19 protein-coding genes and 1 tRNA gene are annotated in these 18,136 nt (G+C 64.9%); 10 read left to right on the top strand and 10 right to left on the bottom strand.

Features of this window, described 5'->3' with window-relative positions; all coding sequences use genetic code 11:
• Positions 1-49: 49 nt before the first annotated feature.
• Positions 50-2,632, top strand: a complete 2,583-nt coding sequence (locus IB223_RS14045) for a M14 family zinc carboxypeptidase (RefSeq protein ID WP_192202313.1) — start codon at positions 50-52, stop codon at positions 2,630-2,632.
• Positions 2,633-2,926: 294 nt separating this feature from the next.
• On the opposite strand, the gene IB223_RS14040 is transcribed toward IB223_RS14045, so the two are convergent.
• The gene (locus IB223_RS14040; protein ID WP_192202312.1) at positions 2,927-3,883 is read right to left on the bottom strand and encodes a hypothetical protein; all 957 of its coding nucleotides are present in this window, start codon (positions 3,881-3,883) and stop codon (positions 2,927-2,929) included.
• A gap of 373 nt (positions 3,884-4,256) precedes the next feature.
• On the opposite strand from IB223_RS14040, the gene IB223_RS14035 reads away from it, so the two are divergent.
• Entirely contained in the window at positions 4,257-4,655 is a 399-nt protein-coding gene (locus IB223_RS14035; RefSeq protein WP_192202311.1) for a hypothetical protein, read from the top strand.
• A complete protein-coding gene (locus tag IB223_RS14030; RefSeq protein WP_192202310.1) occupies positions 4,642-6,720 on the top strand; it encodes a M13 family metallopeptidase in 2,079 nt (692 codons plus the stop codon). The genes IB223_RS14035 and IB223_RS14030 overlap by 14 nt, the downstream gene beginning before the upstream one ends.
• Before the next feature lie 126 nt (positions 6,721-6,846).
• Here the strand turns inward: IB223_RS14030 and IB223_RS14025 are convergent, their stop codons facing one another.
• From IB223_RS14025 to IB223_RS14010, 4 genes are all read right to left on the bottom strand, one after another.
• Positions 6,847-7,266, bottom strand: coding sequence for an organic hydroperoxide resistance protein (locus IB223_RS14025; RefSeq protein WP_192202309.1), 420 nt, complete (start codon positions 7,264-7,266; stop codon positions 6,847-6,849).
• Positions 7,267-7,406: 140 nt separating this feature from the next.
• Positions 7,407-7,628 carry a DUF2798 domain-containing protein gene (locus tag IB223_RS14020; RefSeq protein ID WP_192202308.1) on the bottom strand — a complete coding sequence of 74 codons (222 nt, stop codon included), beginning with the start codon at positions 7,626-7,628 and terminating at the stop codon, positions 7,407-7,409.
• Positions 7,629-7,675: 47 nt separating this feature from the next.
• Positions 7,676-8,089 carry a cupin domain-containing protein gene (locus IB223_RS14015; protein ID WP_192202307.1) on the bottom strand — a complete coding sequence of 138 codons (414 nt, stop codon included), beginning with the start codon at positions 8,087-8,089 and terminating at the stop codon, positions 7,676-7,678.
• A 149-nt stretch (positions 8,090-8,238) separates the two neighbouring features.
• The gene (locus IB223_RS14010; protein ID WP_192202306.1) at positions 8,239-9,168 is read right to left on the bottom strand and encodes a LysR family transcriptional regulator; all 930 of its coding nucleotides are present in this window, start codon (positions 9,166-9,168) and stop codon (positions 8,239-8,241) included.
• Between the two features lie 109 nt (positions 9,169-9,277).
• On the opposite strand from IB223_RS14010, the gene IB223_RS14005 reads away from it, so the two are divergent.
• The gene (locus IB223_RS14005) at positions 9,278-10,009 is read left to right on the top strand and encodes an SDR family oxidoreductase (protein ID WP_192202305.1); all 732 of its coding nucleotides are present in this window, start codon (positions 9,278-9,280) and stop codon (positions 10,007-10,009) included.
• A 51-nt stretch (positions 10,010-10,060) separates the two neighbouring features.
• Positions 10,061-10,273: a 4-oxalocrotonate tautomerase family protein gene (locus tag IB223_RS14000; protein ID WP_192202304.1), complete on the top strand. Its 213-nt coding sequence runs from the start codon at positions 10,061-10,063 to the stop codon at positions 10,271-10,273.
• A gap of 97 nt (positions 10,274-10,370) precedes the next feature.
• On the opposite strand, the gene IB223_RS13995 is transcribed toward IB223_RS14000, so the two are convergent.
• Genes IB223_RS13995 through IB223_RS13980 form a run of 4 tightly spaced genes read right to left on the bottom strand, consistent with a single transcriptional unit; the run spans position 10,371 to position 13,488 of the window.
• Entirely contained in the window at positions 10,371-10,928 is a 558-nt protein-coding gene (locus IB223_RS13995; RefSeq protein ID WP_192202303.1) for a thioredoxin family protein, read from the bottom strand.
• Positions 10,929-10,932: 4 nt separating this feature from the next.
• Positions 10,933-11,637 (bottom strand): cytochrome c biogenesis CcdA family protein, encoded by a 705-nt coding sequence (locus IB223_RS13990; RefSeq protein ID WP_192202302.1) that lies wholly within the window; start codon positions 11,635-11,637, stop codon positions 10,933-10,935.
• A gap of 17 nt (positions 11,638-11,654) precedes the next feature.
• Positions 11,655-12,695, bottom strand: coding sequence for an alpha/beta hydrolase (locus tag IB223_RS13985; RefSeq protein WP_192202301.1), 1,041 nt, complete (start codon positions 12,693-12,695; stop codon positions 11,655-11,657).
• Positions 12,696-12,747: 52 nt separating this feature from the next.
• Positions 12,748-13,488 (bottom strand): SDR family oxidoreductase, encoded by a 741-nt coding sequence (locus IB223_RS13980; RefSeq protein ID WP_192202300.1) that lies wholly within the window; start codon positions 13,486-13,488, stop codon positions 12,748-12,750.
• A 240-nt stretch (positions 13,489-13,728) separates the two neighbouring features.
• On the opposite strand from IB223_RS13980, the gene IB223_RS13975 reads away from it, so the two are divergent.
• The 3 genes from IB223_RS13975 to IB223_RS13965 all read left to right on the top strand — a co-directional run bounded on the left by IB223_RS13975 (position 13,729) and on the right by IB223_RS13965 (position 16,535).
• Positions 13,729-14,472, top strand: coding sequence for a response regulator transcription factor (locus IB223_RS13975; protein ID WP_192202299.1), 744 nt, complete (start codon positions 13,729-13,731; stop codon positions 14,470-14,472).
• The gene (locus IB223_RS13970; protein ID WP_192202298.1) at positions 14,469-15,812 is read left to right on the top strand and encodes a HAMP domain-containing sensor histidine kinase; all 1,344 of its coding nucleotides are present in this window, start codon (positions 14,469-14,471) and stop codon (positions 15,810-15,812) included. Before IB223_RS13975 ends, IB223_RS13970 begins: the two co-directional genes overlap by 4 nt.
• 189 nt (positions 15,813-16,001) lie before the next feature.
• Positions 16,002-16,535 carry a hypothetical protein gene (locus IB223_RS13965; protein ID WP_192202297.1) on the top strand — a complete coding sequence of 178 codons (534 nt, stop codon included), beginning with the start codon at positions 16,002-16,004 and terminating at the stop codon, positions 16,533-16,535.
• 413 nt (positions 16,536-16,948) lie between these two features.
• On the opposite strand, the gene IB223_RS13960 is transcribed toward IB223_RS13965, so the two are convergent.
• Positions 16,949-17,025, bottom strand: a tRNA-Met gene (locus tag IB223_RS13960).
• 116 nt (positions 17,026-17,141) lie between these two features.
• Between IB223_RS13960 and IB223_RS13955 the strand changes: the two genes are divergently transcribed.
• Together IB223_RS13955 and IB223_RS13950 are read left to right on the top strand one after the other, a co-directional pair.
• Positions 17,142-17,741 (top strand): RNA pyrophosphohydrolase, encoded by a 600-nt coding sequence (locus IB223_RS13955; protein ID WP_192202296.1) that lies wholly within the window; start codon positions 17,142-17,144, stop codon positions 17,739-17,741.
• Between the two features lie 67 nt (positions 17,742-17,808).
• On the top strand, positions 17,809-18,021 hold the full coding sequence (locus IB223_RS13950; RefSeq protein ID WP_192202295.1) for a (2Fe-2S)-binding protein: 213 nt from the start codon (positions 17,809-17,811) through the stop codon (positions 18,019-18,021).
• The last annotated feature ends 115 nt before the right edge of the window (positions 18,022-18,136 follow it).

Below are 18,136 nucleotides of genomic sequence, written 5' to 3'. Positions count from 1 at the left end.
CCTCGTCGCGTCCGGCTCGAACGCCGGGCGCGCGCCATCGGAGTGTCTGATGCTTTCTGCTGCACGCGTCTTGTTTCTGGCCCTGCTGGCCTTGGCTTTCTCATCTGTACCTTTCAACGCATGGGCGCAAACGTCCTATTTCTTCCCTAGCCCCGTCGATGTCGATCCCACGGTTCCCACGCCCGAGCAGTTCCTCGGCTATCCCATCGGCAGCCGGTACACACGGCACGACGAACTGGTGGCCTATTTCAGCGAACTGGCGAAGACGTCCCCGCGCGTGAAGGTCGAACAGACCGGCCGCAGCTATGAAGGGCGTCCTCTGCTGCTGGTGACCATTACAGATGCCGACAATCAGGGTCGGCTGGAGGAACTCAGGCAGTCGCACGCCACGCTCGTCGACCCGGCGCGTCCGGATGCGGCGGCCGCCAACGCGCCCGTCGTCGTCTGGCTGGCCTACAGCGTACACGGGGCGGAGACGTCCAGCGCCGAGGCGGCGCTGTTGACGGCTTGGTATCTGGCTGCGGACCGCAGCGAATCCACCCGCCGTTGGCTGCGCGAAGCCGTCGTGCTGCTGGATCCGGCCCAGAACCCGGACGGACGTGATCGCACCGCGAACTGGCACAACGCCTGGGCTTCATCGCCGCCGTCGGCCGATCCGGCCGACCGCGAACACGTGGAGCCGTTTCCGGGAGGGCGCTTCAACCACTACCTGACCGACCTCAACCGCGACTGGTTGGCATTGTCCCAGGCCGACAGTTGGCCGAAGGTGGAGCACTTCCATCGCTGGTACCCAAACGTCCAGATAGACTTCCACGAGATGGGCAAGGACAGCACGTACTACTTTGAGCCTTCGCCCAGAAGCATGGAAAGTCCGCTCCTGCCCAAGAGCTCCTACGAAGCCAACAAGGTGCTGGCCCGCTATCACGCGCAAGCGCTGGATGCCCTGGGCTCGCTGTACTACACCGGCGAGAACTTCGACAACTTCTCACCCATCTATGGTTCGACCTATCCGGACTTCCACGGCGCCATCGGCGTCACGGTGGAGCAGGCCAGTTCGCGTGGGCGCGTGCAGGAAACCGTCAATGGTCCATTGACCTTCCCCTTCACCATTCGTAACCAGCTCAATGTGGGCCTGGCCACCGTGCGTGGCGCGGTCGAGCAGAAGGCGTACCTGCTGAAACTGCAGAAAGACTTCTTCCGCAGCGCGCTGGACCAGGCGAACGGGTATCCCGTGCGCGACTGGGTGTTCGGTGATGCCGCCGATCCAACGTTGAGCCATCGACTGCTGGCCTTGCTGCTGCGGCACCACATCAAGGTGCAGGCACTCGAGCAGCCGGTCGACGTCGATGGCAAGCGTTTCCTGCCGGGTTCGTCCTGGGTGGTGCCTGCGCGGCAGCCGCAGTTCCGCCTGGCGCACTCGATCTTCGAGTTCACCCCACCCGTTAAGGGCGATGTCTTCTACAGCGGTACGTCCTACGCGATTGCGCCGGCATACGGCGTAGCGTACGCCGCCAGCCGACGCGCGCTCCCGGCCGGGGCACCGGTTACGAAGGTACCCAGTGACAGCGGCGGTGTGCTGGGAGCCACTGCCGGGTACGCCTACACCTTGAACCTGCGCGACTTCGGCGGTTATCGGTTGGTGGGTACGCTGCTGCAGGAAGGGTTCCGGCTGCGCGCGGCGTTTGCGCCGTTCGTGGCGGGTACCGAGTCAGAAGAGGCGAACCACCCGCATGGCACGGTGATCATTACTGTGGCCGGCCAGCCTCTGCAGGGCGATGCCTTGCGTGAGCGACTGAATGCCTTGGCTGACGCCAGCGGTGTCCGCGTTCGTGCGTTGTCGTCGGGCCTGAATCGATCCGGCATCGATCTCGGCAGCGACAGCATCAAGGCGATCCGCAAGCCATCCATTGCACTGGTCCTTGGGCCTGGCGTATCCCCGCCAGAGATTGGCTCTGCTTGGTATGCCTTCGACACGACACTGGGCGTTCCATCGACGAAGCTGGAGCCATCGCAACTGGCAACGGTACCCCTGGACCGCTACACCAGCATCGTGTTGGCCAGCGGCAACTATTCGGACGTGCCCGAAGCCAGCGTCGCCGCACTGAAGCGGTGGATCTCGCAGGGCGGCTCTCTGGTGACCTATGGTAGCGGTGCGCGCTGGGCCATCGAGAAAGGATTGGCTCAAGCCAAGCTGCGCGAAGGTGGCGAGGACATTCCGAAGGAACGGCTGGACTTCGGGAGCCAGCGCGATGTCTTCGCGCTGCGGCGGGTCAGTGGCAACATCCTCAGTGCGGATGTCGATCTCACGCACCCACTGGCCTTCGGGCTCCAGGGCCGGCGGATCCTGATCAATAAAGAGACCGGCCTCGTCTTCGAGAATGGGGAAAACCCCTATCTCAACGTTGTACGCATCGATGCCTCGCCGCGCGTCAATGGCTACTTGTCGGATGTGAACCGCAAGCGCGTGGCCGACAGCGCCTTCCTACTGGTCGCTCCTTTAGAGCAGGGCAATGTCGTGGTGTTCGCGGACGACCCTGCACACCGCAAGTACTGGCATGCCACCGAACGTCTGCTCCTCAACGCTGTGCTGTTCAGTAATCACCTCAACCCGGTAAAGCAACGCGGCGAGTAAGCCCCTCGGCTTGATCATCATCCAGGCGCGGGCCCCATGGTTGCGCCGTCCTCATGCCTTCTCTCCAGGCGGTGGGCGGCGCAACCACTCTTCCTAGATCAAGCGGAGCACATAAGCAGCCTGTCAACGGGTGCACGCGACGTCGTCTCTCAGTGCCACAGGGCGTGCTTCTGATACTGGCCTGGCATGTCCGCTTCTGGCCGGAAGCAGACACTCGCGCTCCAATGGCAGCTTCCTAACTTGGATTCAACCGATCGGCGCAGAATTTGTCGATGTCGCTCTGACGTCGTTCCGCTACTGACTGCGTCTGGCAGGCGGCATCGAATCGCCCGATACCGGACGACGCAGGCCGCACATTTCTCGCCGCAGCCTCGTGTAGTTTTCGTGTTTGCCGATCGCGGTTTCGACAAATAGGGTGATTGCCTTTCCTTCGCGCGTAGCCATCGCCTCGACCGGTTCGCCAGCATCACTCCGCCACACCGTCCATACCGCCCCTAAGTCAGCCCGAACTCGAACCAGCGCTGTGTGGAACTCGTCGGTGTCGCCTCCGAAAACCATGGCAGGACACAGGATGACGGCCTTGCCGGCACCGCGTGGCAATGGCTTTCGTTGCGAGCCCTTCAGGCAGGTATGTCCTCCCCAGTTGTCTTGATGTGCCAACTGACCGAGATCGACGAGCGTAAATCGGTTGCCCGGCAGCGCGGCTGGCGTGGCATCGTCCTGTCCTTCACACGCCGCGCGAGCCCACTGCCGAGTCAATAACGGGCATAGCTTCGGAAACTCACTGTTGAAATCGCTTGCTCCGTAGCGCCGAACGGTGATCGACACCTGATCGAGCGCCAACGGGTTGTTCGGGTCTCGCATCCTGGCAAGCCGCTCCTCACGCAATCTCGCAGCGTTCGCGGCATCGCCTTTGCGGTCCAAGGAGAATGAATAACCTGAACTTGCGTGGTCCGCCATAGCAATCAGCGGCAGGACTAGATCCTGACGCGCCACTTGGATGTAAACATCTGTAGCTAACTCTCGAACATCCAATGACCGACTTGGTCGGCAAGAGACGACCAAGCTGGCTGCGCCCAGCAGAAGCATGCAGCAGAGCATCGTTTTTGCCATCCGGGTGGCGCGCAGGTTTGAAGTCACGATATCGAATCCAAGTGTGATAACAGCATCAGCATTGGCGATGCCGATGAATCTTGTACGTGCCGAGCGTGAAGCGATGGTGTGCTGATCATGCCTGTGCTTGTATCGCACCTAGTTGTTCCGACCGGGCATGCTGAATGCCGTCTTCCCCGGATGATGGGACGAGCATGTATCACCTTGATTCGCAGCGAACAGAAGCACTTCAAGCCCGTTCAACAGAATCATCACACAAGCATGCGGATGAAATAGTCACACTGCTTTTGGCCACAAGAAGCCGGACTGAGCATAGTTCGAGTGGTCCCGCCGCCCGGGGGGCTCTCCTTCAAGCAGGCCGAATCGGGGCGATGCCCGCTTCCGACCCAAAGCGGAAGTCGGTTCCTCCAGGCAGTCAGGCTATCCACCTCACGGGTTAGGCAACCAGACCGCGACAGACTTCCGGCATTTGACGGCGCTCTATCATCTGACTAAAGTCAGATAATGAGCGATGGCAAAAATCCAGCATATCTGTCGCTTCCATCGCGAGGTCCCCTGGCCGGTGGGTGCAGCGGGCGACGCCTTCCTGGATGGGCGATCCCTCGCGGAATCCCGGCGGCTGTACGGGAGGGGTCCCGGCCGCACCGACACGCAAACCCTGCGTACATGTCTGGTTCCGGACTCTGGCTACCTGAGTCGCCTGCCGGGACCGCTGGAAACGCTAGCCGCATCGATGGACTTGCACGCGTTGCGACGGGACACCAACCGCTGCCTGGTGGAAGCCCGCGCCTTGTGCCCGCGTAGCGGAGACCGCGAGATCGCGCCCTGCAACGACAATCCCTGCGCCGACCACGGGTTCCAGAAGGACGGCATCACGCCCAACCACGGAGAACGGCATGACCGCCGCTGAAACTCTACCGGACGCCTGTCCCACGCGGCGAAACCTGTGCGCAACCCTGCTGGCGCTGCCGTTGGCATTGGCGACGCGCCGCACGTTCGCGGCAACGGCACTACCTGCCGGTGGCGGATGGGGCGTGGACCTGGCCAGCATCAGCCCGGGGACGAAGCCAGGCGACGACTTCTACGAGTACGTCAACAAGGGCTGGATGGATACCGCAACAAAGCCAGACGGCTACTCGCAGTACGGTGAGATGAATGCGATGTTTCTGCGTACGGAAGCACGCATCCGGGCGATCATCGAGACCGCCGCGCGAGAGCCCGCTGGAAGCTGCAAGCTGGCCGATCTCTACACCAGTTATGTGGATGTCGCGGCTATCGACCAGCTGGGTTTGCAGCCCATCCGCGCCGACCTGGACGCCATCCTGTCGATCACCACACTCGATCAGGTGGCGCAGCGCATGGCCCACCCGATGTCCCACACCATCGCCGGCACGTACGTATTCCTGGATGCGGGAGACACGCGGCAAAGCCTGCTGCACATCGATCAGCAGGTCGCCAACGGCCGCGTGGTGGGCTTGCCTGGCGCCATTTACTACGCATCGGAGGACCCGAAGCACGCCACGCACCGCCTGGCTTACCAGGACTACATCACCAGGACACTGGATCGCGCAGGTCTCGAGAGTGGCAGGGCCATTGCAGCCAGCATCCTTGCGCTCGAGGGCAGGCTCGCCGCCGGAATGTGGAGCAGAGAGCAGTTGCGTGACCGCAAGCTCAACTACCATCGCATGTCCATCAAGGCGTTGGCGGAGTACGCGCCCGGTTTTCCCTGGCAGAGCTTTCTGCAGGCCACGGGATACCCGCCCGTTGAGACCATCGTCCTCAATACCGACACCGCCATCCGTGCAGCTGCGCGGATCTTTGCCGAGACCCCGGTGGCCACGTGGCGTTCCTACCTGGCGTTCCATTGGATCCACAATCACGCACATCTATTGCCTGCTGCATTCCAGGACGCCAGTTTCCGGTTCTACGGCACCGAGCTTTACGGCCTGACGACGCGTCGTTCACGGGCGGATCGCGGCATACAGTTCGTCAGCCAGAACCTGCCGGAGCTGGTTGGCGCACGCTACATCGAACAGTTCTTCAAGGCATCCGACCGCGATGCCATCGAAGCGATGGCGCCCTTCATGAAGCAGGCATTCCGGGTGCGCATACAGCAGGCGAGTTGGCTGGATCAGACGACGCGCACGACGGCCTTGGCCAAGCTGGACAAGATGGGTCTGCGACTGGGCTATCCGGACGATCTCCGTGACTACTCGGAAGTCGAGATATCGCCTGTGGACCCGATCGGCAACCTCCATCGCCTCAAGGCGGCCCAGGTCGAACTCGATGCCGGATACCTTGCTGATCCGCAGCGGCCCTATCGTTGGCATCTGCCGCCGCAGTCGGTGGACGGCAGCTACAGTCCGCAGCTCAATAGCGTCACGTTCCCTGCCGGCCTTCTGCAATCGCCCGCATTCGATGCGGCGGCGGACAGCGCCGTGAACTTCGGTGCGATCGGCGCCGTGCTTGGCCACGAGATGGCCCACGGATTCGACGACCAGGGCTCACGCTTCGATGACAACGGGAATCTCAGCGACTGGTGGACCCCACTTGCGCGCGCTGCCTTCGACAAGCGGACCGACGTGCTGGTAGCCCAGTACTCGAACTACCAACCTCTGCCCGGCATGCACTTGGACGGCCGGCGCAGCCTGGGCGAGAACCTTGCAGACCTGGTGGGCGTCACGGTCGCGCTGGAGGCCTATCGACTCCACGCGGCGGCGAACGGAATCGACACCGCCGCTGTCCGCGATGGCTTCAGTGGCGAACAGCGCTTCTTCCTTGGATGGGCGCAGCTGTGGCGTACGCTGCATACGGAGGCTTCCCTGAAGTCCGAAACAGAACAGGGCTACCACTCGCCGGCACGCTACCGCGTCAATGGTGTGGTCAAGAACCTTCAGGCGTGGTACGACGCGTTCAATGTCGGGAGCGAGGACGGCATGTTCGTTGCGCCCGCGGATCGTGCCTCGATCTGGTGAGGCAGCGCGCGCCGATGTTGGGCGATGCGCCCGCAATCACCGCGACGCCGTTGTCCTGGGAATCCACGCCATGCCTCAGGAGTTCGAGGCCGCGGCACCCGGTGTGCGGGCGCCGCGGCGGGCAGGTCAGGCCAGGTTGATCTCGACATCGATGTTGCCGCGCGATGCCTTGGAGTACGGGCAGATCTGGTGCGCGGTCTCCACCAGCGAGCGGGCGACATCGCGATCCACGCCGGGCAGGCTGACGTTGAGGCGCGCCGCAAGGAAGTACGCGTCACCGGTCAGGCCGAGATCCACTTCGGCCTCCACTGCGGCGTCGGCGGGCAGCGCGATCTTCGCCGCCTGCGCGGCCTTGCCGATCGCGCCGAGGAAGCAGGCCGACCAACCCGCACCGAAAAGTTGTTCGGGATTGGTGCCGGGGCCGTTGCTGCCCGGCGGCGAAAGTTCGATGGCCAGGCGGCCGTCATCGCTTCGTGCGGCGCCTTTGCGCCCACCGGTGGTACGGGTCTTGCCGGTGTAAACGACGTTTTCAATCTTGTTGATCATGGAGATACCTGGGATGTTGGGGAGAGGTGCGCCATGGAGGGAGCGTCGTCGGGCGTGGCGCCTGCCCGGCAACGGAGATGTCGTGCGTGCTGGAGCGGATCCCGATTCCGGATGCGCGTCGTGCCTTCGCGCCAGTCCGGTCACGTGATCAGCCGATCGATGCGTGCCTGCAGGCGCGGCCCGATCAGCAGAATCGCGGGGATCACGATGAGGTAGCCGATGCCCCAGGAGCGCAGCCACAGGGACACGAATCCCCGCGGGAAGCCCAGGTTGAGGGCGAGCAGCGCGAAGGAAATGATGCCGGTGGTGACGACGCCCATCGAAAGGGCAAAGGCGATTTTGCGTTTCAGTGCGGTGTTCATGGGGCGGGTTCCGATACGCGTTGATGGGGCGCTTCGGCTTGCTGCGCTCAGCGCGCCTGGTTGCGCAGGGCGACGATCGGCTTGCCCTTTTCGACCAGGTACGTCGCCAGTTCCGCTGCGCCGGTCTGGCCGGGGTTGTGTGCCGCGTGCGGCATGCCGGCCGGGATGAAGAGGGACTGTCCGGCTTTCAGGGTGACCGGCGGCTTGTCCTCGAACGTGTACTCGAGCGTGCCTTCCAGTACATAGGCGACTTCGATGCCAGGGTGCGTGTGCATGCCGAAAGCGGCGCCCGGTGCGAAGTCGACGCGGACCTGCACCGCTTCCTGTCCGGGAACGTCCAGGTCATGTCGCAGCGCCTCGTGTCGAGCGATGCCTGCGGGCTGGGCGCTTGCCGCCCACAGTGCGGTGCCGGCGAGCGCCGCCAGCATGGCGGTCATCAGGATGTGCTTCGTGGTCTTCATGGTGGGCCTCCGGTAGATGGGAGGCCATTTCACCCCGCTCGCGTATCCCGGCTGTGTCCGCGCACCGGCACTTTTGTAAGCGTAGTTGTCCGCGCCCGCTTCGCTTACAGGCCGCGACGAACCGGCCTGCGTCCCGCGTGTCGCCGCAGCTAACCAGCCAGGTGCGGGCCGGCGCGCAGTGACTCGAGCAGGAAATCGATGAAGGCCCGCACGCGCAGCGGCATGTGCCGGCCGTGCGGATACAGCAGGTTGAAAGGACGGCTGCGCCCCCCGTGGCGGGGTAGCAGTTCCTGCAGGCGACCCTGCGCGATCTCGCGTTCGACCGTGAAGCGATAGGCCTGGAACACGCCGGCGCCGTTGCATGCCAGCGAGACGCCACCCAGCACGTCCTCCGAAAGCAGGAACGGGCCGTCCGTCTCCACCTCGATCTCGGTGGCGCCGTCCTTGAACAGCCATGGGATGCGTCGTCCGGTGCTGGGCAGCTCGAACTGGATGCAGTCGTGTCCGGCCAGATCGCCCAGCCGCTCCGGCACGCCACGCCGTTGCAGATAGTCCGGCGAAGCGACCAGCACCAGCTCGGCATCTTCCAGATGGCGGGCGACCAGGCCCGACTCGGGCGGCTTGCGTACGCGCACCGCGAGGTCGAACCCCTCGGCGGTGAAGTCGATATTGCGATTGCCGATGTGCACGTCGGCCTGGATGCGCGGATGACGGCGGTGGAATTCGGCGAGCAGAGGCAGCAGGCGATAGTGTCCATAGGTGGTCGGCACACTGATGCGGAGGCGGCCGACAGGTTCGGATTGCTCGCCGGAGGCTTCGCGGTCGGCTTCCGCCAACTGGTCCAGCGCCTGGCGGCAGTGCACCAGATACGCGCGCCCGGCATCGGTCAGCCGGATGCTGCGGGTGGTCCGGACGAACAGGCGCACGCCCAGCCGTTCTTCCAGGCGCGCCACGGAGCGGCTGACCGCCGCTGGGGTGACGCCGGCAGCAGTAGCCGCGCTGGTGAATCCGCCGGTTTCGGCGGCCAGGCAGAACAGTTCCAGGCTGCCGACCAGGATGTCGTCGAATCGTCGCTGCATTGCTTACACCGGGTAACAGGTGAAATGCATTCTTGCTGATTTATCGCCGCATGGGGCGGGAATAGAGTGCCGTCACGCCGAAAAGGCACCCCACCATCCGAGGAATCCCATGAGTACCAAGACCGTCATCGTCACCGGCGCTTCCAGCGGCATCGGCTTCGCCATTGCCCGCGCCTACCTGCAGCGCGGCGACAACGTCGTCGCCAACGCACGCACGCTCGATCGCCTGCAGGCTGCCGCCGCCGAGCTCGGCCAGCCCGCCCGTCTGCTGCTGGTGCCGGGCGACATCGCCGCCCCCGATACCGCCCGCCGCCTGGTCGACGCCGCCATCGAACGCTTCGGCCAGGTCGACATCCTGGTGAACAACGCCGGCATCTTCATCGCCCGACCGTTCACCGAGTACGCGCCCGATGATGTGCAGGCGCTGGTCGATACCAACCTGAAGGGCTTTTTCTTCATGGCCCAGGCCGCAGCGGCACACATGCGCGAACGTCGCGCCGGCCACATCATCAACATCACCGCCAGCATTGCCGGGCAGCCGCTGCAATCGGTGCCGGCGGTCCTGCCGGTACTGATCAAGGGTGGCATCAACCAGGCCACGCGCGCGCTGGCGCTGGAACTGGCGCCGCACAACATCCAGGTCAATGCGGTGGCGCCCGGCATCATCGATACGCCCCTCTACGCCCCCGAGATGCACGATTTCCTGAAGGGACTGCAGCCGGCCGGGCGCATCGGCACGGTCGAGGAAGTCGCCGAGGCCGTGCTGTATCTGGGCGATGCCACCTTCACCACCGGCGTCGTGCTGCCGGTCGATGGCGGCATGTCCGCCGGCCGTTGGTGATCCGGACGGGGCTGCTTCGCGCGGCCCCATGATTCCCACAGGAGAACAGCCATGCCTTTCGTCCATGTCCGCATTACCCGCGATGGCACATCGCAGGCGCAGAAGCGCCAACTGGTGCGCGAGATCACCGACACGCTGGAGCGCGTGCTCGGCAAGCAACCCGACCTGACCCATATCGTCATAGACGAGATCGATACCGACAACTGGGGGCATGGCGGAGAGCTGGTGACAGAGCGTCGCGCGCGGGAAACCGCGCCGCGTTGAATCCTCCACTGCCACGTTGGCCGTCGTTGTCCCTGCGGCACACGCATCCGGTCATGGCCGATGCAGGACCGCGTCCGCGGCCTGCATCGGCCACCCGCTATCGCGCCGTCTTCCCGGTACCCAGCAGCGAGCGGATCCTCGCTTCGGTTTCCTGGTACTGCCCTTCGCCGAAATGCCGGTAGACGATGCGACCCTGCTGGTCGATCAGGTACATGGCCGGCCAGTAGCGGTTGCCATAGGCATTCCAGGTTTCATACCCGTTGTCCTGCGCCACCGGGTACGTGATTCCGAATCGCTGTACCGCTGCCCGGACGTTGCCCAGCTTCTTCTCGTAGCCGTATTCCGGCGTGTGCACGCCGATGACCACGAGCCCCTGGTCCCGGTACTTGGCATGCCACTGTTTGACATGCGGCATCACGCGGACGCAGTTGATGCAGGAGTAGGTCCAGAACTCGACCAGCACCACCTTGCCACGCAGGTCGCGCAGGCTCAGTGGCGGCGAGTTCACCCAGTTGTCGATGCCGGTGAAATCGGGCGCCATCGGCGCGGGCGCGGCGAGCGTGGGCTGGACGGGATCGGCCTGCACGGCGGGAGAGCACGCTACGGCGAACAGGCATGCGGCCAGCAGGGTGGTGAGCGATGAGAGCTTCTTCATGGGATCAGAGTCCTTGCGAGAGGGGAGGGAGCCACTGCGTGGCCCAGGCGGAGACGAACACGTCGTACTGGAGCAGTTGCAGCACGGCGACAGCGACGGCGATCGCGCCAAAGCCTGTGCGCAGCAGGTCGGCATGGCGTTGCAGGAACGGCAGCCGTGTGCTGATCCAGCGTCCGCCATAGGCGATCGCGAGCATCGGAACGCCAGCGCCCAGGGCATACAGCCCGAGCAGCGCGCTGGCCTTGGCCGGCGCCTGCGAACTGGCGGCCAGCGCGAGCACGGACGCCAGTACCGGGCCGGCGCAGGGTGTCCACGCCAGCCCCAGCGAAGCGCCGACGAGCAGCGCGCCGGGACGGCCGCCCACCTGCGGCAAGGCGATGCCGTGTGGCTTTACCTGTCGCCACTGCGCTTGCACCCACGTGACGGCGCGCTCGAACGGTGCCGGCCAGAAACAGGCCAGGCCGGCCAGCAACAGCACGAGGATGGAGCCGGTGCGGATGCTGGCCTGCAGCTCGCCCGACGATGCCGCCAGCACTCCCAGCAGGATGCCGCTGGCGGCAAATGTCGCGACGAAACCGGCGATGATCCAGACGGGCGCGGTACGGTCGCGGCCCGCTCCCGTGGCGAGCACGATCGGCAATACAGGCAGGATGCAGGGCGACAGGATGGTGGCCATGCCGGCGATCGCGGCCAGGACATAGTCGAGCATGGGGACGTCCCTTCCGTTTACAGGCGCGTGGCGTCGACGACCGCCTGCACGAATTCGGCGGGCGCTTCCTGCGGGGGGTTGTGGCCGATGCCCCCGGTGAACGTGCGGTGCTCGTACTTGCCGACGAAGCGGGTCGCGTAGGTATCCGGCTTCGGATGCGGTGCGCCATTCGCATCGCCTTCGATGGTGATCGTCGGCACGCTGATGACTGGGGCCTGGGCCAGGCGCTGCTCCAGCGCGGCGTATTTCGCCTCGCCTTCGGCAAGGCTCAGGCGCCAGCGATAGTTGTGGATCACGATGGCCACGTGGTCCGGGTTGTCCAGCGCGACGGCGCTGCGGGCGAACGTCGCGTCATCGAACTTCCACTGTGGCGAGGCCAGTTCCCAGATCTTCCTCGCGAAGTCGTGTGTGTACTGGCGGTAGCCCGCCTGGCCGCGTTCGGTCGCGAAGTAGAACTGGTACCACCACTGCAACTCGGCCGACGGCGGGAGAGGCTTGCGGTTCGCTTCCTGGCTGCCGATCAGGTAGCCGCTTACCGAGACCAGCGCCTTGACCCGTTCCGGCCATACGGCTGCGACGATGTCCGCCGAGCGCGCACCCCAGTCGTAGCCTGCCAGCGTGGCACGCCGGATCTTCAATGCGTCCATCAACGCGATCACGTCCGAAGCGAGCGCGGCGGGTTGTCCATTGCGCGGCGTATCCGGAGAAAGGAAGGTGGTGGTGCCGTATCCGCGCAGGTGCGGCACGATCACGCGATAGCCACGCTCGGCCAACCGGGGCGCGACTTCGGCATAGCTGTTGATGTCGTACGGCCAACCGTGCAGAAGGATGACGGGCTCGCCCTTCGCGGGCCCGAGCTCCGCGTAGCCGATGCGCAGATCGCCTGCATCCACCTGTTTGTTGGCAACCAGCGCGGACGGCGGCGTCGACATGGGGGCTCGGGTCGGCGGCGCGGCGTGGGCGATGCCGCTCAGCAGCAGCCCCGATGCCAGAAGCCAGGGAAGCAGGCGCGTGACGCGACGGGAAAATGTAGGCAGCGAGGGGATGGACGTGGACATGGTGGATCCTCCAGGGAGTGGTCGAGGAAAGGGGGGGCGCTGCGCGCGTGGGTCAGATGGCGTAGCCGCCATCCATCGTCAGGCTGGCTCCGGTCATGTAGCCGGCGTCATCGCTGGCGAGATACGCGGCGAGCGATGCGACCTCTTCCGGACGACCCACGCGTTTCAGCGGATTGCGCTGGATCAGGTGTTCGAGAAAACCGGCCGTGATGTCGGTATCGATGGGACCGGGCTGGATGTTGTTGATCGTGATCCGGCGCGGCGCCAGGTCCAGCGCCACTTCCCGCACCAGCGTGGCCACGGCGGATTTGGTCATCGCATAGACGCTGCTGCCCACCGATCCGCTGCGCTGCGCGGTGTTGCTGCCGATCGTGATGATGCGGCCGCCATCGGCCATCTTCGTCGCGGATGCCTGGATCGCCAGAAAGACGCCGCGGACGTTCACCGCCAACATCCGGTCGAGCGTCTCAAGCGGGAACCGGTCCAGCGGACTGCCTTCGTAGATGCCGGCATTGACGACCGCTACCTGCAACGCGCCGAGCCGGGCCTCGGCATCCGCCACCGCCGCCGTGATCGCGTGATGGTCCGCGGCATCCGCTTGCAGGGCGATGGCCTGGCCGCCTTCCGCCTGGATCGCGGCCACGACTTCCGCCGCCTTGTCGGCACGCGCGGCGTAGGTCAGCGCGACGGCGTGGCCCTCGCGGGCCAGGCGGCGGGCAATGGCGGCACCAATGCCGCGGGAGCCGCCGAATACCAGTGCGGCCTTGGGTGAAGAAGCGTCTGAAGCGTGCATGTCGTGTCTCTCGGGTGGTGCCCGCGGGAGCTCCGCCGGCGATGGGCGCATTGCGCGCCTTCCGCTTGTCCACCACGTGTCGCGCGGCCCGCCGATTTGTCACCCAAAGCCGCGAAAGATCCGGTTGATACAGTCCGATACAAAGCCGGCGCCGCCGGGGCTCTGTCCGGCCACCCGCAGGCGCTACCATCCGTCGCGAAAGGCGGATCATCCCGTCGCCCTGGTCCCGGAGCCCCACGCATGTCGTCCCACACCGATCACGTCCTCGTCGTCGACGACGATCGCGACATCCGCCAGATGGTCGGTGACTACCTGCGGCGCAATGGCCTGCGCGTCAGCCTGGCGGCGGACGGTCGCGAGATGCGGGCCACGCTGGATACCAGCGACGTCGACCTGGTCGTGCTGGATGTGATGATGCCCGGCGAAGACGGTCTCGCGCTGTGCAGGAACCTGCGTGCCGGCAAGCACCGCGCCGTGCCAATCGTGCTGCTGACGGCGCGCGATGATGAAACGGACCGGATCATCGGGCTGGAGATGGGGGCGGATGATTACGTCACCAAACCGTTCTCATCGCGCGAGCTGCTCGCACGCATCAACGCCGTGATCCGGCGCGCGCGCATGTTGCCGCCGAATCTCCAGGTCTCCGAGGCCAGCCGGTGGATCCGCTTCGGCGACTGGCGCCTCGACACCGCCGCACGGCACCTGCTGGACGGGCAGGGCACGGCATATCCGCTGAGCGGCGCGGAGTTCAGGCTCCTGCGCGTCTTCATCGACCACCCGCAGCGCGTACTCAGCCGCGATCAGCTGCTGAACCTCACGCAGGGACGGGATGCCGAGGTCTTCGATCGCTCCATCGACCTGCTGGTCAGCCGGCTGAGACAACGGCTGGGGGATGGTGCGCGCGAACAGACCTACATCAAGACGGTACGCAGTGAAGGCTACGTTTTCAGTCAGCCCGTGGTGCTCGAAAGCGGGGACGCATGACCCCTGACGCCTTCCGGTCGTCGCGCTGGCTGCCGCGCACCCTGCGCGCGCGCTTGATCCTCATCCTCGGCGCGGGCCTGCTGCTGGCGCATGCGCTGTCGTTCGCGCTGCTGTTCGGAGAACGCATGGACGCCACGCGTTCGATGATGCTCAGGAACCTGTATGAAGACGTACCCGTCAGCGTGGCACTGCTCGAACATCTCCCTGCCGACCAGCGTGCTGCATGGACACCCCGCCTGGAGCGACGGACCTACCGTTATCTCCTGCGGCCCGCCCATGCCGGCGCGCCGCTGTCCACGGAGCGCTCCCGCCAGGTGACGGGACTGATCGACGATGCGCTGGACCAGCGTTACGCGCTGCGACCGCGCGCCGTTTCCACCACGCCCGAGCGCTACGAGGTGGAGCTGACGCTGGGCGACGGGCAGCCGCTGACCATCGAGGTCACACCGGCGCCCATGCCGGTGGCGACATGGTTGCCCTGGGTGCTCGCCGCCCAGGTGGTGTTGCTGTTGCTGTGCGTGGGCGTTGCCGTGCGCCTGGCGACTCGTCCGCTCGCCAGGCTCGCCCGTGCCGCCGAACGCATGGATCCTGCAGGGAACAACATTCCCCTTCCGCAGGACGGGCCCTGGGAAGTCGCGCAGGCGGCACAGGCGTTGAATGCGCTGCAGGCGCGCGTGGCGGCGCACGTCACCGAACGGACGCAGATCCTGGCCGCCATCTCGCATGACCTGCAGACTCCGATCACCCGCATGCGGCTGCGCGTGGAAACCATGGAAGCCGGCACCGGGCAGGACAAGCTCCTCGGTGATATCGACCAGGTGAGCCAGTTGGTCCGCGAGGGCCTGGACTATGCGCGCAGCGCGAGCGTGGCACTGGGGCCCGCGATCCGTCTCGACCTGACGGCGTTCCTGGAGAGCATCGCAGGCGACTACCAGGATGCGGGTCGCCCGGTGCACCTGCTGCACGGCACGCTCGCATCACGCGATACGCACCCGCAGGTGCTGCGGCGTGTGTTGCAGAACCTGATCGACAACGCACTGAACCATGCCGGCAGTGCGGAGACGCAGCTGCGCGTCGATGACGAGGGGCGTGCCTGCATCGATGTGCTCGACCGTGGCCCTGGCATCCCTGCCGACCAGTTGGAGGCGGCGCTGAAGCCATTCCACCGGCTCGAGCCTTCGCGTGGCCGCTCCACGGGTGGCACGGGCCTGGGACTGGCCATCGCCCAGCAGCTCACGCAGGCGCTGGGCGGTACCTTGCGGCTTTCCCAGCGCGAGGGAGGCGGTCTGCGCGCAACCATCGTGCTGCCCGCCAGCGCATCGCCCCCCATCCAACCCTGACATCCCGCGCGCTGTCGCGATGTTCACCCGCCTCAATGCCACCGGAGTCCGTCGGACGTGTGATCGGACGGTTCCCTTGGACGCGTGAGCGTCGGAATAATGTGTCTGGTAACAACACAGGCGGGGACTACAATATTTCGCTGCAATGGTCTTCCACGTTTCTCGTGCCCAACATGGTGAGGACGCCTGGTGAAAAAAATGGCGGTGTTGATGATCGGCTGCACCCTCCTAATGTTGCCATTTGGGTGCTTGTCCAGGAACTTTGGTGGCGAGAAGGTTCAGCTACAGCTAGAGGATCTGATCGAACGAATGGCTTCACAGAAGTGGCCTGCAAGCTATCGGTTCTTTAGCGACTTGGGAGTCTCCAGTTTCAGGCAAGTTAATGGTAGTGACTCGCTGAATATTGCATTCCGATCCGGCAGCATAGGAACGGATGACGGCTACGAACTCCAGTTCATCGAGTGCCGGGTGTCTCCTGCGCTCGATGGAGGAATTCGCTTTCTCTACCTGAAGCTAAGCGAAGGGAAGTGCTATAAACCAGACGGCTTGCGTAGTAAGTTCAAATTGGAAAGATACTTTCTGCCTCCAAGTCCGCATGCCAACGCTACGGCTGAGCATGAGAAGGCGAGCATGTACAAGATCGAGCTTGGTGAGGCCGATCTTTCTCTAAAGGCGTCACTGAATGGCGATTGCCTTCTTAGTGTTTCACGCGGCTCAGATTGAAACTCCTTCTGGCTGTCCGAGCGGTCCAGGTCGCACCAGTGGCAATAGAAACGGACGCTGTCCGGGCCGCGGAGCTGTGCCTTGACCAGGTCTTCGCCGCCTGGGGCTGACGTACCTACCGGCTGCTGCACGTGGTCAGCGCGATGATGGCGAGAAAGGGAGGATGATTGGCGCCGGTCATCATGAAGCTACTTCTGGATCAGCGGCTGACCAGCGAAATAACGCAGATCATGTATTACGTGCCGGATGGGGTCCGGGCCAACCAACCGCCGGCTATGGCCCTCACGTTGCTGGGGTCCATCCCATAGCCACCCTGATGCCGGGCCGCACCGGCCTGCAGTCCCAGATCACGCCCAACAAAAAACCCACCTCGCGGCGGGCTTGTTTCAACGCGTTGATTCCGTTGGGGAATCTGGTGGCTATGGGTGGACTCGAACCACCGACCCCAGCATTATGAGTGCTGTGCTCTAACCGGCTGAGCTACATAGCCGCGTGAACCGCGTATTCTTCATTTCGACCCCCTGCCTGTCAAGCCGGGGCGCCGCGCTTGTCGCCTGCGGCAGGGCGTGGCAGAGTCGGGCACAGTAGATTTATGGAGTCCGCATCGTGATCGATCCGGACGGCTACCGACCCAACGTCGGCATCGTGTTGATGCGGCCGGACGGCCGGGTGTTCTGGGCGCGACGCGTGCGCCGGGATGGCTGGCAGTTCCCGCAAGGCGGCATGAACACGGACGAGACACCGGTCGAGGCCATGTACCGCGAGTTGCGCGAAGAAACCGGCCTGTTGCCCGAACATGTGGAAGTTCTGGGCGTCACGCCCGGGTGGCTTCGCTATCGGCTGCCCCCCCGCGCCATCCGGCGCAACGAACGCCAGGTCTGCATCGGCCAGAAACAGGTGTGGTTCCTGCTGCGCCTGGTCGGCGACGAAGCCCACGTCCGCCTGGACCTGACCGAGAGCCCGGAATTCGACCACTGGCGCTGGGTGGATTTCTGGTATCCGCTCGAGCACGTGGTCATGTTCAAGCGCCGCGTGTACGCCAGCGCGCTGGGGCACCTGGCCTCGTTTGCCCGCGGCGTCGCGGGCCCGCAGGCGATCCCGCCACATCTGCCCGACCCGCGGGCTTCGGTGGAAGGATCCCGCTGGCGTGGCCGTGACCGACCGGCGCGTAAACGGGGTGGTACGGGCGAGCCCGCCAAGAATTGACAATCATTCTCATCTTGGGTGAAATGGTGGCGGGCCATCCCGTGCCCGCCGCACTGCTACCGCCACCGTGTACGTCTGCATCTGCAACGGCGTGACCGACCGCCAGATACGTGAAGCCGCCGCCGCGGGATGCACCACCGTGGCCGAGCTGACCATGCGTACGGGCGCGGGCGCCAACTGCGGCAGCTGCCTGGACATGGCGATGGACGTGCTTCAGGCCGCGCAACCCGCATCGCGCGAGCCGCTGTTCCCCATACTGACGCTCTCGCACGCAGCCTGACGTCCACGCGACCGCCCGTCGGCGGCGCGGCATCCTTCCAGAATGATCACGATTCGCGTTCCGTCACGGCGCGCGTGCACGGGCTAACCTTTGCCGTCCTTCCGCCCACGGAGCA

Origin of the sequence: Pseudoxanthomonas sp. PXM03 (assembly GCF_014852005.1) — a bacterium.
In the GTDB taxonomy this organism is placed as follows: Bacteria; Pseudomonadota; Gammaproteobacteria; order Xanthomonadales; family Xanthomonadaceae; genus Pseudoxanthomonas_A.
This window is presented reverse-complemented; position numbering and strand designations above follow the sequence as displayed.